Annotated in this window: 15 protein-coding genes; 3 read left to right on the top strand and 12 right to left on the bottom strand. The window is 55.2% G+C overall.

Going from position 1 to position 15,132, the window contains the following annotated elements:
* Positions 1-59: 59 nt before the first annotated feature.
* From EH164_RS04240 to EH164_RS04230, 3 genes are all read right to left on the bottom strand, one after another.
* Positions 60-1,598: a methyl-accepting chemotaxis protein gene (locus EH164_RS04240; RefSeq protein ID WP_241175001.1), complete on the bottom strand. Its 1,539-nt coding sequence runs from the start codon at positions 1,596-1,598 to the stop codon at positions 60-62.
* Between the two features lie 655 nt (positions 1,599-2,253).
* Positions 2,254-2,619, bottom strand: coding sequence for an STY0301 family protein (locus EH164_RS04235; protein ID WP_124967399.1), 366 nt, complete (start codon positions 2,617-2,619; stop codon positions 2,254-2,256).
* Positions 2,606-3,007 (bottom strand): BPSL0067 family protein, encoded by a 402-nt coding sequence (locus EH164_RS04230; protein WP_034813794.1) that lies wholly within the window; start codon positions 3,005-3,007, stop codon positions 2,606-2,608. Before EH164_RS04230 ends, EH164_RS04235 begins: the two co-directional genes overlap by 14 nt.
* 441 nt (positions 3,008-3,448) lie before the next feature.
* On the opposite strand from EH164_RS04230, the gene mutS reads away from it, so the two are divergent.
* Positions 3,449-6,010, top strand: coding sequence for a DNA mismatch repair protein MutS (gene mutS, locus EH164_RS04225; RefSeq protein WP_124967398.1), 2,562 nt, complete (start codon positions 3,449-3,451; stop codon positions 6,008-6,010).
* A gap of 25 nt (positions 6,011-6,035) precedes the next feature.
* On the opposite strand, the gene EH164_RS04220 is transcribed toward mutS, so the two are convergent.
* Complete coding sequence (locus EH164_RS04220) at positions 6,036-6,941, bottom strand: LysR family transcriptional regulator (RefSeq protein ID WP_124967397.1); 906 nt, start codon at positions 6,939-6,941, stop codon at positions 6,036-6,038.
* Between the two features lie 108 nt (positions 6,942-7,049).
* On the opposite strand from EH164_RS04220, the gene EH164_RS04215 reads away from it, so the two are divergent.
* Together EH164_RS04215 and EH164_RS04210 are read left to right on the top strand one after the other, a co-directional pair.
* On the top strand, positions 7,050-8,258 hold the full coding sequence (locus EH164_RS04215) for an MFS transporter (protein ID WP_124967396.1): 1,209 nt from the start codon (positions 7,050-7,052) through the stop codon (positions 8,256-8,258).
* Positions 8,255-8,635 (top strand): DUF4440 domain-containing protein, encoded by a 381-nt coding sequence (locus tag EH164_RS04210; protein WP_124967395.1) that lies wholly within the window; start codon positions 8,255-8,257, stop codon positions 8,633-8,635. The genes EH164_RS04215 and EH164_RS04210 overlap by 4 nt, the downstream gene beginning before the upstream one ends.
* 54 nt (positions 8,636-8,689) lie before the next feature.
* Here the strand turns inward: EH164_RS04210 and rpoS are convergent, their stop codons facing one another.
* The 8 genes from rpoS to ftsB form a co-directional block, all read right to left on the bottom strand.
* Positions 8,690-9,682: an RNA polymerase sigma factor RpoS gene (gene rpoS / locus EH164_RS04205; protein WP_023481104.1), complete on the bottom strand. Its 993-nt coding sequence runs from the start codon at positions 9,680-9,682 to the stop codon at positions 8,690-8,692.
* Positions 9,683-9,808: 126 nt separating this feature from the next.
* Entirely contained in the window at positions 9,809-10,897 is a 1,089-nt protein-coding gene (gene nlpD / locus EH164_RS04200; protein ID WP_241175032.1) for a murein hydrolase activator NlpD, read from the bottom strand.
* Positions 10,898-11,063: 166 nt separating this feature from the next.
* On the bottom strand, positions 11,064-11,690 hold the full coding sequence (locus EH164_RS04195) for a protein-L-isoaspartate(D-aspartate) O-methyltransferase (RefSeq protein ID WP_023481101.1): 627 nt from the start codon (positions 11,688-11,690) through the stop codon (positions 11,064-11,066).
* Positions 11,684-12,445: a 5'/3'-nucleotidase SurE gene (surE, locus tag EH164_RS04190; protein WP_124967393.1), complete on the bottom strand. Its 762-nt coding sequence runs from the start codon at positions 12,443-12,445 to the stop codon at positions 11,684-11,686. Before surE ends, EH164_RS04195 begins: the two co-directional genes overlap by 7 nt.
* The gene (gene truD, locus EH164_RS04185) at positions 12,426-13,475 is read right to left on the bottom strand and encodes a tRNA pseudouridine(13) synthase TruD (protein ID WP_124967392.1); all 1,050 of its coding nucleotides are present in this window, start codon (positions 13,473-13,475) and stop codon (positions 12,426-12,428) included. The genes surE and truD overlap by 20 nt, the downstream gene beginning before the upstream one ends.
* Positions 13,472-13,951, bottom strand: coding sequence for a 2-C-methyl-D-erythritol 2,4-cyclodiphosphate synthase (gene ispF / locus EH164_RS04180; RefSeq protein ID WP_042713710.1), 480 nt, complete (start codon positions 13,949-13,951; stop codon positions 13,472-13,474). Before ispF ends, truD begins: the two co-directional genes overlap by 4 nt.
* Positions 13,951-14,661: a 2-C-methyl-D-erythritol 4-phosphate cytidylyltransferase gene (ispD, locus tag EH164_RS04175; RefSeq protein WP_124967391.1), complete on the bottom strand. Its 711-nt coding sequence runs from the start codon at positions 14,659-14,661 to the stop codon at positions 13,951-13,953. The genes ispF and ispD overlap by 1 nt, the downstream gene beginning before the upstream one ends.
* 18 nt (positions 14,662-14,679) lie before the next feature.
* Positions 14,680-15,018 (bottom strand): cell division protein FtsB, encoded by a 339-nt coding sequence (gene ftsB, locus EH164_RS04170; protein WP_023481120.1) that lies wholly within the window; start codon positions 15,016-15,018, stop codon positions 14,680-14,682.
* Positions 15,019-15,132 lie beyond the last annotated feature (114 nt).

The raw sequence follows: 15,132 nt of genomic DNA, 5'->3' as shown, positions 1-15,132 counted from the left end.
TATTAAATGTTTTTAAGTGTAAGAGAGTGAAACTCGCTGGCATCACGATCGCCGCTGACTCAACTGGCCGTGCGCTCCAGTTTGAAAACGCTGACCAGATCTTTCATTACTCGCGCCTGCTCATTGAGCATTTCTGAGGCAGCAACGGACTCTTCAACCAGCGAGGCGTTTTGCTGAGTGGTGGTATCAATCTGCCCGATAGCAATGTTAATTTGCTGGACGCCGTCGCTCTGCTCGAGGCTTGCGCGCTCAATCTCTTTTAAAATTTCCGAAACGTTATCAACGTTCAACACCATTTCATCCATCTTACCGTTCACCTGACGCACCATCTCCAGCCCGCGGTTACTCTGCTGCGTCGAGTTCTCTATCAGCGTGCGGATATCTTTTGATGAGTTCGCCGTTTTTTGCGCGAGGTTGCGCACTTCCTGCGCCACGACGGCGAATCCCTTGCCATGTTCGCCTGCGCGCGCCGCTTCGACAGCGGCATTAAGCGCGAGGATATTGGTCTGGAAGGCAATCGAGTCAATCAGGTTGATGATGTCTGACATCTTATCGGCTGAACTGCTGATGTTGTGGATCTCCTCGGTGAGCGAGGTCATCAGCCTGCCATTATCTTTAGCGGCATGGCTTGCCCTTTCAGAGAGCTGCGAGGCGTTAGCGGTATTGTCGCCCGTGTTTTTAACCGTCGATGAAATCTGCTCCATCGAGGCCGCCGTCTGCTCAACTGAACTGGCCTGCTCCTCAGTACGCGCAGAGAGATCGCGCGTCCCGGCCATGATCTGCGAAGCGCCTGTGGCGATGTTCTCCGCACCTGAACGGATCTCCGCGACGATCTTTTTCAGTTCCTCCTGCATATTGATAATGGCGCTGGTTAGCAGCCCGGTCTCATCTTTAGAAATGACATTGATCTCATGACCAAGATCGCCGCTGGCAATGCGCTGAGCGGCATCCACGACCTGGCGAATTGGGTTAACAATATTCTTTGCCATCACCATGGCGGTGGTTATGCCAAAGGCAAGGCTGATAAGCGAGATGATTAACATGGTGAGTTTACTCTGGCTGTAGTCAGTCAGAAAATCGTCATAGGAACCCTGCATCTCATTGCGTTGCAGCTTAATAAACTCGCTAATTTTGCTGATATATTGCGTCGTGTAATCACGCGTTCTGGCATTGTACTCATCAATGGCCGCATCGGGATTTGATTCAATGATTTCAATGACTTTGCTACGCGATTGAATATACGTGGCACGCGCTTGTTTAATTTGCTCTAGCATCGCTTGTGATTGTTCATCGTCCGCTGCTTTGCTCAACTCGGTATATAACGCACTTATTTTACGGGACTGCTCCGTAAGCTCACTAACCATGTTTCTTTTATTTATTGGATCTTTTTCAAGCAGCGCGTTAAGCAGTAAAGCACTGGTGTTATTAACCTGACGAATCAGATCGTTTGCCAGCGCGGTTGTTGGATAAACCTCAGTAACAATTTCTGTAATATTCCCTTTCGCTTCGCTGAGACGATAAAGCGCATTACCGGAAATTAAAGCAAGTAATAACAACAATACGCCAAAAGAGATCATGATTTTATTTCTGATACTCATGCCCGTTGTTTTAACTGCGTGCGAATCATTTCTCATATTCTTCCCTTAGTAAGTGTGCGGATATACCATTCGAATGAAAGAACGGCAAAAAGTTATATCGGCGCACAGGGAAGAGAGTTTAGAAATTGATCGTTAAAAACTGTCTAAAGATGCCATTCAATAGTCAACACCTATGGATATTTTAATTATGAAACACTATTTCTAACCATAAACCCGCTTCTTCATATTTTTTAACGCTAATAATCGGTGTTAGTTAAAATTGATGACAGAAAGAGTGCTTTCGTTTGCGCTAAACTCGTAAGCTCTTGAAAAAAGACAATGAAAATCACATACCAACCACATTGTAAAGCGTTGAATTATCTTTTTTGGGCCAGCAAAGATAAAAGCGTAAATAATTTATTACGCTTTTCATCTTTTATAACTAATATTTTTATGCCCGATCGTAAAAGAAAAGACGCTTATCTCAGCTATTAATCACCCATCATCAATAAATTATTTCATAACGATCATTAATATTAAAAAGAACCATTCTTAGCAGCTGATAAAAAATGAAGACAGAGCCAATCGCTAAGAAATCAAACATCCTTTCGCTGTTAATAAATACTGCATTGACGCTCATCTTTATGGGTAATTACTATCAGCTTAGATGAGGTATTTATTCGCACTTCGCAATAACCTTGCTGTGCTTGTCATAACCCACAGAGCATTTTTTGGCGGTAGCCGCAACAATCAACTCCACGGTCTGCTTCGTATTCTTGTAGTGGCATATAAAATAGAGCGATGTTTTATGCTCTTTAGCTTCATCCTGATAATCGGGTAATGTCCACACCGTCTCCTGATCGCTATCCGGCATCAGCTCCACTAACTCTTTCGGTGGCCCGACGAACAGGCTGGCATCACTTAAGGCATGGGTTTTATCCTGCGCCGTTGGATATGACGGGCAGATTGTTGACGTTGCGTGAACGCCACTCGCGGATAAGAACAGGCCTGCGCTCAGTAATAGCGTCTTACTCCACAACATAGTAGTTATCTCCGTTGTTTTCCGCGCGAGGTGCCTTATGAAAACGGATGGTGCGTTTGCTGACATAATGCGGCGTCGCCACTCGTTCACCGCTGGGCAATTTTTTGTAGGTCATCCACTGGTCCAGAACCTGTATCCCGGAGGCATCCTGGCCCAGGTAAATCGCTGCGTGGGAGCTTCCGTCTGTATGGTTACCATAACGACCATTTGCATCAAAGGTAGCAATCGCCGTACCAGGTGCGATCGCGGTATTACCCTTTACTAATGCGCCCCGTTTCCATGCAACGGTACGCGGCATATTTGCCGCTTTTTGCGTGTACGCCACACACTGACCATTGCCAACAGACTTACCGACATACGCTGAAGGCGTGCTTGCGATATATGCCATACGTTAACACTCAGAAGATTTATTAGTGCCATTCTGCGCTTAATGTAAAGTTATGCAAATGCAGGTTTCGCGCTACGCTTAGATTAGGATTTTTCTTAAAGAATCCGATCTTTAACCTTTATTTTTCAGCAAGTTATAAGCAATAGAGCCGATGCTCTTTCTCCTGTATCTTGCGATACAAAACTGACGCGCCGGGCGAACTTCAACCTCTTTCTCATCATTTCTATCGCGTTAAAGCAAAGCAGCCCTCTCTTTTGTTTTACTGCCAAAAAGAGTTCGTTATCATGCTCGCAGCCCTGTCATGGACAGGCCGGTAAATTAGCCATTAACCTGCTTTAAAACGCAGCATTTCATCAGCCGAAATGAGATAACGTGATACTTGATGATAATAACTAACATCACTAACTCATTAAAATTTAAGCAAATGGACATCATACACTGATGAGTACACTAGAGAATTTCGACGCCCACACCCCAATGATGCAGCAGTATCTGAAGCTGAAAGCGCAGCATCCGGACATTCTGCTTTTCTATCGTATGGGCGACTTCTATGAGCTCTTTTACGATGACGCGAAACGCGCGTCGCAGCTGATGGATATCTCCCTGACCAAACGCGGTGCCTCCGCCGGGGAGCCGATCCCGATGGCGGGCGTGCCGCATCATGCGGTGGAGAACTACCTGGCAAAACTGGTGAGCCTCGGCGAATCGGTAGCGATTTGCGAGCAGATTGGCGATCCGGCTACAAGTAAAGGACCGGTTGAGCGCAAGGTTGTACGCATCGTCACGCCCGGCACCATCAGCGATGAAGCGCTGCTGCAGGAGCGCCAGGATAACCTGCTGGCTGCCATCTGGCAGGACAGCAAAGGCTTTGGCTACGCCACGCTGGATATCAGCTCCGGGCGTTTTCGCCTCAGTGAACCCGCCGACCGCGAAACCATGGCCGCTGAATTGCAACGCACCAACCCTGCCGAACTGCTCTATGCGGAAGATTTTGCGGAAACCGCGCTGATTGAAGGCCGCCGCGGTTTGCGCCGCCGCCCGCTGTGGGAGTTCGAAATCGACACCGCCCGCCAGCAGCTCAATATGCAGTTTGGCACCCGTGATTTGGTTGGCTTCGGCGTTGAGAACGCCGCGCGCGGCCTGTGCGCCGCTGGCTGCCTGTTGCAGTATGTCAAAGATACGCAACGTACTGCCCTGCCCCACATCCGCTCTATCACTATGGAGCGTCAGCAGGACACCATTATTATGGATGCCGCGACGCGCCGTAATCTGGAGATCACCCAGAACCTCGCAGGCGGGCTTGAAAGCACGCTGGCTTCGGTGCTTGACCGCACCGTCACGCCGATGGGCAGCCGCATGCTTAAACGCTGGCTGCACATGCCAGTGCGCGACACGAAAGTGCTTACCGAGCGTCAGCAAACCATCAGCGCGCTGCAAGATCGCGCCACCGAGCTGCAACCGGTGTTGCGTCAGGTGGGCGATCTGGAGCGTATTCTGGCACGTCTGGCGCTGCGTACCGCCCGCCCGCGCGACCTGGCGCGTATGCGTTACGCCTTCCAGCAACTGCCGGAGCTACGCACGCAGCTGGCTGACGTCGACTGCGCGCCGGTGCAGGCGCTGCGTGAGAAAATGGGCGAGTTCAGCGAACTGCGCGAACTGCTTGAGCGCGCCATTATTGAAGCCCCACCGGTTCTGGTACGCGACGGCGGCGTCATTGCCCCCGGCTACCATGCTGAACTGGATGAGTGGCGCAGCCTCGCCGATGGCGCGACGGATTATCTCGACCGGCTGGAGATCCGCGAGCGCGAACGTCTTGGCCTCGATACCCTGAAAGTGGGCTATAACGCGGTGCATGGCTACTTTATTCAGATCAGCCGTGGGCAGAGCCACCTGGCACCGATCCACTATGTGCGCCGCCAGACGCTGAAAAACGCCGAGCGCTACATCATCCCTGAACTGAAAGAGTATGAAGACAAAGTCCTCACCTCGAAGGGCAAAGCGCTGGCGCTGGAAAAACAGCTCTATGAAGAGCTGTTCGATCTGCTGATGCCGCACCTCGGCGATCTGCAACAGAGCGCCGCCGCGCTGGCGGAGCTGGATGTGCTGATCAACCTCGCCGAGCGTGCCGACACCCTGAACTACTGCTGCCCGACCTTTAGCGATAAGCCGGGCATCCGCATTAGCGAAGGGCGTCACCCGGTGGTGGAGCAGGTGCTGAAAGAGCCGTTTATCGCCAACCCGCTGAACCTCTCGCCGCAGCGCCGGATGCTGATTATCACCGGCCCCAATATGGGCGGTAAAAGTACTTATATGCGCCAGACCGCGCTGATTACCCTGCTGGCCTATATCGGCAGCTATGTCCCGGCGCAGAAGGTGGAGATTGGCCCGATTGACCGCATCTTCACCCGCGTTGGCGCGGCGGACGATCTGGCGAGCGGGCGGTCGACCTTTATGGTTGAGATGACCGAAACCGCCAACATCCTGCATAACGCCACCGAGAACAGCCTGGTGCTGATGGATGAAATTGGCCGCGGCACCTCGACCTATGACGGCCTGTCGCTGGCGTGGGCCTGTGCGGAGAATCTGGCGAATAAGATCAAAGCGTTGACGCTGTTTGCCACCCACTACTTTGAGCTGACGCAGTTACCAGAGAAGATGGAGGGCGTGGCGAACGTGCACCTCGACGCGATTGAGCATGGCGATACTATCGCCTTTATGCACAGCGTGCAGGATGGCGCGGCGAGCAAGAGTTACGGCCTTGCGGTCGCGGCGCTGGCGGGCGTGCCGAAAGAGGTGATCAAGCGCGCGCGCGGCAAGCTGCGCGAGCTGGAGAGTCTCTCTCCGAGTGCCGCAGGCACACAGATTGATGGCACGCAGATGTCGCTGCTTGCTCCGGCGGAAGAGACCAACCCGGCGGTGGAAGCGCTGGAGAATCTCGATCCGGACAGCCTGACACCACGCCAGGCGCTGGAGTGGATCTACCGCTTAAAAAACCTCGTCTAACAAACGCTGCCGGATGGCGCTAATGTCATCCGGCAACCTCCTCCTGCGCCACCCACTGGCGCAAAAAATCGACCAGCGCGCGCACTTTGGCAGAGAGATGCTGCGTATCGGCATACACCGCGTAAACGCCCTGCGGCGCAAACCGCCACTCCGGCAACAGATGCACCAGCCGCCCTTCAGCCAGCGCGTTTTGCACCAGCCATGCTGGCAGCAGCGCCACGCCACAGCCGGCAAGAGCAAACGACATCAGGGCCTGCGCGCTGTCAGCGAAGATACGCGCGGGCTGCTTTATCTCCAGCGTTTCACTGCTGCCCACCGCATCATTGACCTGCCAGCGCAGCGGGGAAGCGAGCCGCTCATGAATAATCCACGGCGCGTGCGCCAGGGCGTGTAGCGTCGTTATCGGGTGCTGGCTGAGCCACTGCGGCGCGGCGACAGGAAGAATGTCGAAGCGTGAAATCAGCGCCGCATGATAGCGGGAGTCCGCCAGCGTGCCGAGGCGAATAGCGACATCGAAACGCTCGCTAATCAGATCCGCGTGATGGGACGAAGAGACATGGCGAATGCGCAGCGCCGGGTGATGCTCGCTGAAAGCTGCCAGCGCTGGGATCACCACCTGCGCGCCATACTCCGGCGTGGTAGTAATGCGCAGTTCGCCGCTGAGTCCAATATGGTTTGCCTGCACCTCATCCTGCAAATTTTCGGCATCCCGTAACAGCGCCACGCCGCGCTGGTAAAAGAGGCTCCCCGCCTCAGTGAGCGTTAAGCGGCGGGTGGAGCGCAGCAGCAGCGCCACGCCCAGCGAATCCTCAAGCTGGCGGATATTAAAACTGATCACCGCCTTGGTCTGCCCGAGCGTTGAGGCCGCGGCGGTAAAGCTGCCGGTGTCAACGACGGCGATAAACATGGCGACGCGTTGCAAATTGAGCATCGCTTCTCTCGTGATTGTCAAAACAGGTTTGACAGTATATCGCCACCCGCGCCGTTTATCCCCTTTCGGCCAGCGGCTACAGTAGCGCTCCGCACAGAAGGAGGAAAAATGAGGTATCGCAACAAGGTCGCGGTGGTCTATCTGCTGGGCTTTTTTCTCGACTTGATCAATATGTTTATCGCCAGCGTCGCGTTCCCGGCGATGTCAGAGAGCCTGCATGCGTCGGTCTCCGCGCTGGCGTGGGTCAGCAATGGCTATATCGCCGGGTTGACGGTGGCGATCCTCTTCAGCGCCCTGCTCACGCGCTTTATCGGTGCGCGGCGTCTCTTTATGCTGTCGCTGTTACTCTTCAGCGCGGCGGGGCTGGCGGCGGGTTTTGCCGGCTCACTGGGCAGCCTGATTACCTGGCGCGTGGTGCAGGGGCTCGGCGGCGGGTTGCTAATCCCGGTCGGGCAAGCACTTGCCTGGCAGCAGTTCAAACCTCATGAACGGGCGAAAATCTCCTCTGCGGTGATGCTGGTGGCCTTGCTCGCCCCCGCCTGTTCTCCCGCGGTCGGTGGTCTGCTGGTGGAACTGCTCGGCTGGCGCTGGATCTTCTTCGTCACGCTACCGCTGGCGCTGCTGACGCTGCTGCTGGCCGGGTGCTGGCTGAAAGAGGAGGCAAAGCCCGCCGTTTCGCGCCGGCTGCTCGATCTCTCATTGCTGAAGAATTCACTGCTGCGCTTCGCCATGCTTATTTATCTCTGCGTGCCGGGGATGTTTATTGGCGTCAGCGTGGTGGGGATGTTCTATTTGCAGCGCATGATGGGGCTCACACCTGCGGTGACCGGCGCGTTAATGGTGCCGTGGTCGCTTGCCTCCGCACTGGCGATTTCCATGACCGGCCGCTATTTCAATCGCCTCGGCCCGCGCCCGCTGGTGATGATCGGCGCTCTGTTGCAGGCAGTGGGGATAGTGATGCTGCTGCTTGTTACCCCGTCAACGCCGCTGGCAGTGCTTATCGTCAGCTTCGCGCTGATGGGCGCGGGAGGAAGCCTGTGCAGCAGCACCGCGCAGAGCTGCGCTTTTCTTACCATCAGCAATCAGGCGATGCCGGATGCCAGCGCGCTGTGGAATCTTAACCGCCAGTTGAGCTTTTTTATCGGTGCCACGCTGCTGGCATTTGTTCTCGGTCTGCTGCAACAGGTTCTGCCGAGCCTCGCCGCCTATCGCGGGACATTTATCCTCGCCGCGATAATTACGCTTTTCCCGCTTTTGGGCGCGCTGCGCCTTGATAACCAATACACCCTGCAACAGCTAAAACAGGAGCAATCATGAATATTTATATGACGGAGATTATTGATGCCCACATCGCCATTGAAGCGTGGCTGGGCCGTGGCGAAGGCGACTGCGCGGCGCTGATGGCGCGCTTTTGTGACGCGTTCACCATGGTTACCCCAGGCGGAGCAACGCTTGATAAGCCTGAGCTGGTCAATTTTTTCCAGGCGCAGCGCGCGGCTCGCAAGGGGCTTAGCATCCGCGTTGAGGATATGGAATTACTGGCAGAGTGGGAAAGCGGCGCGGTGCTGCGCTATCGCGAGACGCAACAGTTACCCGATCAGGCAGCACATCAGCGCTGGTCAACGGTAGTGTTTAAGAAAGATGCCGGGAAGCTTATGTGGCGGCACCTGCATGAAACGGCGCTTGCCGGGTAGCAGAAAAGAAAAAAGGCCAGTCTTACGACCGGCCTTTTTGACGAGAAAGGGTGTTTATTCGCGGAACAGCGCTTCGATATTCAGCCCTTGCGTTTGCAGGATTTCGCGCAAACGACGCAGACCTTCAACCTGAATCTGGCGAACACGTTCACGAGTGAGACCAATTTCACGGCCTACATCTTCGAGTGTCGCAGCCTCATAACCCAGCAGACCGAAACGACGTGCCAGCACTTCACGCTGTTTGGCGTTCAGTTCGAACAGCCATTTGACGATGCTCTGTTTCATATCATCGTCTTGCGTGGTGTCTTCCGGACCGTTGTCTTTTTCATCGGCCAGGATGTCCAGCAGCGCTTTTTCAGAATCACCGCCCAGCGGCGTATCAACTGAGGTAATGCGCTCGTTGAGACGCAGCATACGGCTGACATCATCAACAGGTTTATCTAACTGTTCAGCAATCTCTTCTGCGCTCGGTTCGTGGTCCAGTTTATGGGACAACTCACGCGCGGTACGCAGATAAACGTTCAGCTCTTTGACGATGTGAATCGGCAGACGAATGGTGCGGGTTTGGTTCATGATAGCCCGCTCGATGGTCTGACGAATCCACCAGGTCGCGTAAGTTGAGAAACGGAACCCACGTTCTGGGTCAAATTTTTCAACGGCGCGGATCAGCCCCAGGTTGCCCTCTTCAATCAGATCCAGCAGAGCCAGACCACGATTGCTGTATCGACGGGCAATCTTCACCACCAGACGCAGGTTACTCTCGATCATGCGACGGCGGGAGGCAACATCACCTCGTAATGCACGGCGTGCAAAATAAACTTCTTCTTCGGCCGTCAAAAGCGGGGAGTACCCAATTTCCCCAAGATAAAGCTGAGTCGCGTCTAAAACACGCTGTGTAGCACCCTGCGATAACAGCTCTTCTTCAGCCAGGTCATTATCACTGGGTTCCTCTTCTACCAAGACTTTTTCGTCAAAAGCCTCTGTTCCGTTCTCATCAAATTCCGCGTCTTCATTTAGATCATGAACTTTCAGCGTATTCTGACTCATAAAGTGGCTCCTACCCGTGATCCCTGGGCAAAACACCTGACGCATTCTCATTTACCTCCGCTGCAGCGGCATCAGCGCTCACTGCAACGGAATAAGTGAGAATGACCTCACCTGCTTTGCACCGATTTATCGCTGCGGCAAATAACGCAGCGGGTTTACGGATTTCCCCTTGTAACGAATTTCAAAATGCAAGCGTGTAGAGCTGGTTCCGGTGCTACCCATAGTCGCTATTTTTTGCCCCGCCTTCACTTCTTGTTGTTCCCGGACCAGCATTGTGTCGTTATGGGCGTAGGCACTCAGGTAATCATCGTTGTGTTTTATGATGATAAGATTACCGTAACCGCGCAGTGCGTTACCGGCATATACTACGCGTCCATCTGCGGTCGCGATGATAGCCTGTCCTTTACTGCCTGCGATATCGACACCCTTGTTACCACCCTCGGTGGCAGAGAAGTTGTCGATAACGTTGCCTTCAGTTGGCCAGCGCCAGGTTGAAATTGGCGAGCTGGTTGTTGTACTGCTGACAGTCGGTTCGGTTGTTGTACTAACGGAAGGTGCCGTAACAGGCGCTGTGACAGGTGTCGCAGGCTTGTTGTTCGGCAACATTTTATTAGCACTTTGTTCACCTGAAGTCTCAGAATACGTAATTGTCGGTTTCGAAGCAACCACCGCGGTTGAATTTTGCGCAGTTTTTGAGACTATTCCTTGTTCCGATGCATCAGCCTGCGTTATTGCATTTCCGCCTGTGATAGGTGTACCAGATGCATTTCCTACCTGCAACGTCTGCCCGACGTTCAAACCATACGGCGCAGCCACGTTGTTGCGCTGTGCAAGGTCACGGAAATCGTTGCCGGTAATCCAGGCAATATAGAAGAGGGTATCGCCGCGTTTTACGGTATAGGTGCTGCCGCCAGTGTAGCTCCCTTTCGGGATATTGCCGTACTTGCGGTTATAGACAATGTGACCATCTACCGTCTGTACCGGCTGCGCATGGACAGGTTGAGACTGCACTGGCTGCACTGGTTGCACGGGTTGAACAGGCTGTACCGGTTGAACTTGCTGCATTTGCGGCTGCTGTGCGTTAGTGCTCATGGCAGGCGGCGGCGTAATGAGCATACCTGAGTTGTCGCTGCCGCTGGCGCTTCCGCCTACGGAGCTGACCGGTGCCGGAGTATTGTTGGAATTTGAACACCCTGCCAGCCAAAGCGAAACCAGTGACAATGCCGCGACACGGCGTACGGTGAATTTCGGGCTTCCCGCGCTCATTTTTCCCCCAATATTATGTAAATTACCAATGACTTAAAGATAACCGCGAAGGTCGACGGCAAATTTGCCCACAATACGCTGTTATGGCCCGAAATACCCAGGATAAATCTGTAACTCAGGCCAGTTCACCGCGTACAAGCGGAACAAAGCGCACGGCTTCAACGGTATCAATAATGAATTCGCTTCCCCGCCGACGAACCCGCTTCAACTGCTGGAGTTCGTCGCCCACGGGCAAAACGAGAATGCCGCCGTCATCCAGCTGCGACATCAGCGCGGCGGGAATTTCAGGCGGAGCGGCTGTCACAATAATAGCGTCAAATGGCGCGCGTGCTTGCCATCCTTGCCAGCCATCACCGTGACGCGTGGAGACATTGTGCAGATCGAGCTGCTTGAGGCGGCGGCGCGCCTGCCATTGCAGCCCTTTAATCCGTTCAACGGAGCAGACATGGTGCACCAGATGGGCGAGGATCGCCGTCTGGTAACCGGAACCGGTGCCAATCTCCAGCACGCGCGAATCGGGCGTCAGCTCGAGCAGCTCGGTCATGCGCGCGACCATATAGGGTTGGGAGATGGTTTGCCCCTGACCAATCGGCAGGGCGACGTTTTCCCACGCTTTGTGTTCAAACGCCTCGTCGATAAATTTTTCGCGCGGCACCCGCGACAGCGCCTCAAGCACCTGTTCATCTTTGATGCCCTGCGCGCGTAACTGATTGAGAAGATCCTGGATGCGTTTGCTTACCATTGCGTATTCACCCCGGCGCGATCCAACCAACCTGATACTACCTCCTGCGCGCTGTAGGCAGTCAAATCCACGTGCAGCGGCGTAACGGAAACATACCCCTCATCAACGGCGGCGAAGTCGGTATCGGGACCGGCATCGCACTTCTCCCCCGGTGGGCCGATCCAGTAAAGGGTGTTGCCGCGTGGATCCTGCTGCGGGATCACCTGGTCAGCAGGATGGCGGCTGCCGCAGCGCGTCACGCGAATGCCTTTGATCTCACTCAGCGGCAGATCCGGGACGTTGATATTCAAAATCCGCCCGGTGCGCAGCGGCTCGCGGCTCAGCCCACGCAAAATGGCGCAGGTGACCGCAGCGGCGGTTTCATAGTGAGTATGACCATTGAGCGAGACGGCTAACGCCGGAAAGCCGAGGTGGCGGCCCTCCATCGCGGCAGCAACGGTGCCGGAGTAGATCACATCATCGCCGAGGTTTGGCCCGGCGTTGATGCCTGAAACCACCACATCCGGGCGCGGGCGCATTAATGCGTTCACGCCGAGAAAGACGCAGTCCGTCGGCGTGCCCATCTGCACGGCGATGTCGCCGTTATCGAAGCTAAAAGTACGAAGCGAAGATTCGAGCGTCAGCGAATTAGACGCACCGCTGCGGTTACGATCGGGAGCCACGACCTGAACGTCGGCAAACTCCCTAAGAGCACGGGCCAGCGTCTGGATACCCGGCGCGTGGATCCCGTCATCGTTACTCAGCAATATTCGCATAATCACCCGATGTGTTGATAAGTTCCCTGACCACACTGGTGGCAAAACTCCCCGCCGGTAGCCAGAAACGTACCTCGACGGTGGCGTCATCCCACCAGTTCCAGCTGAGCGCCTGCGGATAGAGCAACATCGCACGGCGCGCAGCGTCCACTTTTTCTCTCACCAGCAGCGTCTGTAACTCTGGCGCATCAGCAATCGCTTGCTGCTCAAACTCCAGCGCCGCGTCTTGTGTTCCCCACTCGCCGCGACCCGGCAGCGGCGCGGTGATCATCAGTGCTTTCGCATCGACACGCGCCTGTAACTCGTCGCGCTCCTCATTGGTCGCCACGAACCAGCTGCCGCGACCCGCTAATTGTAGCGCATCGCCGACAACAACTTGATTGAAGCCTGGTTTCTTCAGCCGCTCGCTGACCACCTGATTAAACAACGCGCTGCGCGCGGCGGACAACCAAAAACTGCGTTTGTTACGATCGCGAACCGGCGCGTCGCTTTGCGCCCAGCGCAGTGCGCCCTGCAGATTACTGCCGCCGATGCCAAAACGCTGTGCGCCAAAATAGTTGGGCACGCCCTGTTCAGCGATGGCCTTCAAGCGCGATTCAACCTCTGCACGGCTGCTTATTTCCCGCAGCACCAGCGTAAAGGCGTTGCCTTTCAGCGCGCCGAGACGCAGTTTGCGTTTATGGCGGGCATACTCCAGCACTTTGCAGCCTTCGAGCGTGAACTGGCTGAGATCCGGCATACCATTACCCGGTACGCGGGCACAAAGCCACTGTTCCGTAACGGCATGCTTATCTTTCTGACCGGCGAAGCTCACTTCACGCACATGAATTTTAAGGAATTTCGCTAAAGCGTCAGCAACAAAACGCGTATTGCAGCCATTTTTCAGAATTCGTACCAGAATATGCTCACCTTCGCCGTCTGGCTCGAAGCCCAGATCCTCCACAACAACGAAATCTTCCGGGCTGGCTTTCAGGATGCCACTGCCGCCAGGCTTGCCGTGCAGGAAGGTGAGATTATCAAATTCCGTCATTTCGCCGCCTTCACTAACAGCGCCACCGCTTCACAAGCAATGCCTTCACCGCGCCCGGTGAAACCGAGCTTCTCTGTGGTGGTGGCTTTGACGTTGACGTCATCCATATGGCAACCGAGATCTTCGGCGATAAAGACGCGCATCTGCGGAATATGCGGCAACATCTTCGGTGCCTGCGCAATGATGGTCACATCCACGTTGCCAAGCGTGTAGCCTTTGGCCTGAATGCGTCGCCAGGCTTCGCGCAGCAGCTCGCGGCTGTCCGCGCCTTTAAAAGCGGGATCGGTGTCCGGAAAGAGTTTACCAATATCCCCCAGCGCCGCCGCACCGAGCAGCGCATCGGTTAACGCATGCAGGGCGACATCGCCGTCGGAGTGCGCCAGCAGCCCCTGTTCATAGGGAATGCGCACGCCGCCAATAATAATCGGGCCAGCGCCGCCAAAGGCGTGTACGTCAAAACCGTGTCCAATGCGCATTATGCTTTCTCCTGAAGGTCTGCATGGGTCAGATAAAATTCTGCGAGTCGTAAATCTTCGGGTCGGGTCACTTTAATATTATCCGCACGCCCGGCGACCAGCTCGGGGTGATAGCCGCAATACTCCAGCGCCGAGGCTTCATCGGTGATGGTGGCGCCTTCATCTAACGCGCGGGTTAAGCAGTCATGGAGTAACGCCAGCGGGAAAAACTGCGGCGTCAGAGCGTGCCAGAGATCGTTACGCTCAACGGTGTGTGCGATAGCGGTTTTGCCCGGCTCGGCGCGTTTCATGGTGTCGCGCACCGGCGCGGCGAGGATCCCCCCTACCCGGCTGGTCTCACGCAGGGCGAGCAAGCGGTTGAGATCGTCCTGGTGCAGGCAGGGGCGCGCAGCGTCATGCACCAGCACCCACTGCGCACCGGCAGCGGCTTTCAGCCCTGCCAGCACCGAGTCGGCACGTTCCGCGCCGCCGTTTACCACCGTAATCTGCGGATGATTGGCCAGAGGAAGCTGCGCGAAGCGTTCATCGCCCGCGCTGACGGCAATAATCACCCGGCTGACGAACGGGTGGGCGAGCAGCGCGGCGACCGCGTGCTCAAGGATGGTTTTATCGCCGATGGAGAGATACTGCTTTGGACATTCCGTTTGCATGCGGCGGCCGAATCCGGCGGCCGGCACCACGGCACAGACGTCCGGAATGAGTGTTGCCATTCGTTAACCCGGGACTGTTTATGGTCTAGTTTGCGTATTCTGCGTGTTTTGTGTGTTCTGCGCTGAGCCCGCAGCGCGCTTTGACGCGTCCGGCACCAGACGATAGAAGGTTTCGCCCGGTTTCGTCATGGTCAGCTCATTGCGAGCACGCTCCTCGATCGCTTCCTGGCCGCCATTGAGATCGTCAATTTCGGCAAACAGCTGATCGTTGCGCGCTTTTAGTTTTGCGTTTGTCGCCTGCTGTGCCGCCACATCTTCGCTGACGCGGCCGTAGTCGTGCAGACCATTTTTGCCGAACCACAGCGAGTATTGCAGCCAGACCAGCAAAGCCAGCAAAAGCAGCGTTAATTTACCCATCCTGCCCCCTGAAAAACGGCATCATCATCCCATAACTTTTCGTCAGACTCCACTTCGGGGCCGGGTGATACCGCGCAAGCGCCAGACTTTATCATAAATGTTGAGCAATCCGAA

The sequence above is a fragment of the Kosakonia sp. CCTCC M2018092 genome (assembly GCF_003864115.1).
Classification (GTDB): Bacteria; Pseudomonadota; Gammaproteobacteria; order Enterobacterales; family Enterobacteriaceae; genus Kosakonia; species Kosakonia cowanii.
This window is presented reverse-complemented; position numbering and strand designations above follow the sequence as displayed.

What these genes read in the sequence shown, in the direction of transcription:
- EH164_RS04240 (WP_241175001.1), bottom strand. Translation starts at nt 1,598, where the DNA reads ATGAGTATCAGAAATAAAATCATGATCTCTTTTGGCGTATTGTTGTTA.
- EH164_RS04235 (WP_124967399.1), bottom strand. Translation starts at nt 2,619, where the DNA reads ATGTTGTGGAGTAAGACGCTATTACTGAGCGCAGGCCTGTTCTTATCC.
- EH164_RS04230 (WP_034813794.1), bottom strand. Translation starts at nt 3,007, where the DNA reads ATGGCATATATCGCAAGCACGCCTTCAGCGTATGTCGGTAAGTCTGTT.
- mutS (WP_124967398.1), top strand. Translation starts at nt 3,449, where the DNA reads ATGAGTACACTAGAGAATTTCGACGCCCACACCCCAATGATGCAGCAG.
- EH164_RS04220 (WP_124967397.1), bottom strand. Translation starts at nt 6,941, where the DNA reads ATGCTCAATTTGCAACGCGTCGCCATGTTTATCGCCGTCGTTGACACC.
- EH164_RS04215 (WP_124967396.1), top strand. Translation starts at nt 7,050, where the DNA reads ATGAGGTATCGCAACAAGGTCGCGGTGGTCTATCTGCTGGGCTTTTTT.
- EH164_RS04210 (WP_124967395.1), top strand. Translation starts at nt 8,255, where the DNA reads ATGAATATTTATATGACGGAGATTATTGATGCCCACATCGCCATTGAA.
- rpoS (WP_023481104.1), bottom strand. Translation starts at nt 9,682, where the DNA reads ATGAGTCAGAATACGCTGAAAGTTCATGATCTAAATGAAGACGCGGAA.
- EH164_RS04195 (WP_023481101.1), bottom strand. Translation starts at nt 11,690, where the DNA reads ATGGTAAGCAAACGCATCCAGGATCTTCTCAATCAGTTACGCGCGCAG.
- surE (WP_124967393.1), bottom strand. Translation starts at nt 12,445, where the DNA reads ATGCGAATATTGCTGAGTAACGATGACGGGATCCACGCGCCGGGTATC.
- truD (WP_124967392.1), bottom strand. Translation starts at nt 13,475, where the DNA reads ATGACGGAATTTGATAATCTCACCTTCCTGCACGGCAAGCCTGGCGGC.
- ispF (WP_042713710.1), bottom strand. Translation starts at nt 13,951, where the DNA reads ATGCGCATTGGACACGGTTTTGACGTACACGCCTTTGGCGGCGCTGGC.
- ispD (WP_124967391.1), bottom strand. Translation starts at nt 14,661, where the DNA reads ATGGCAACACTCATTCCGGACGTCTGTGCCGTGGTGCCGGCCGCCGGA.
- ftsB (WP_023481120.1), bottom strand. Translation starts at nt 15,018, where the DNA reads ATGGGTAAATTAACGCTGCTTTTGCTGGCTTTGCTGGTCTGGCTGCAA.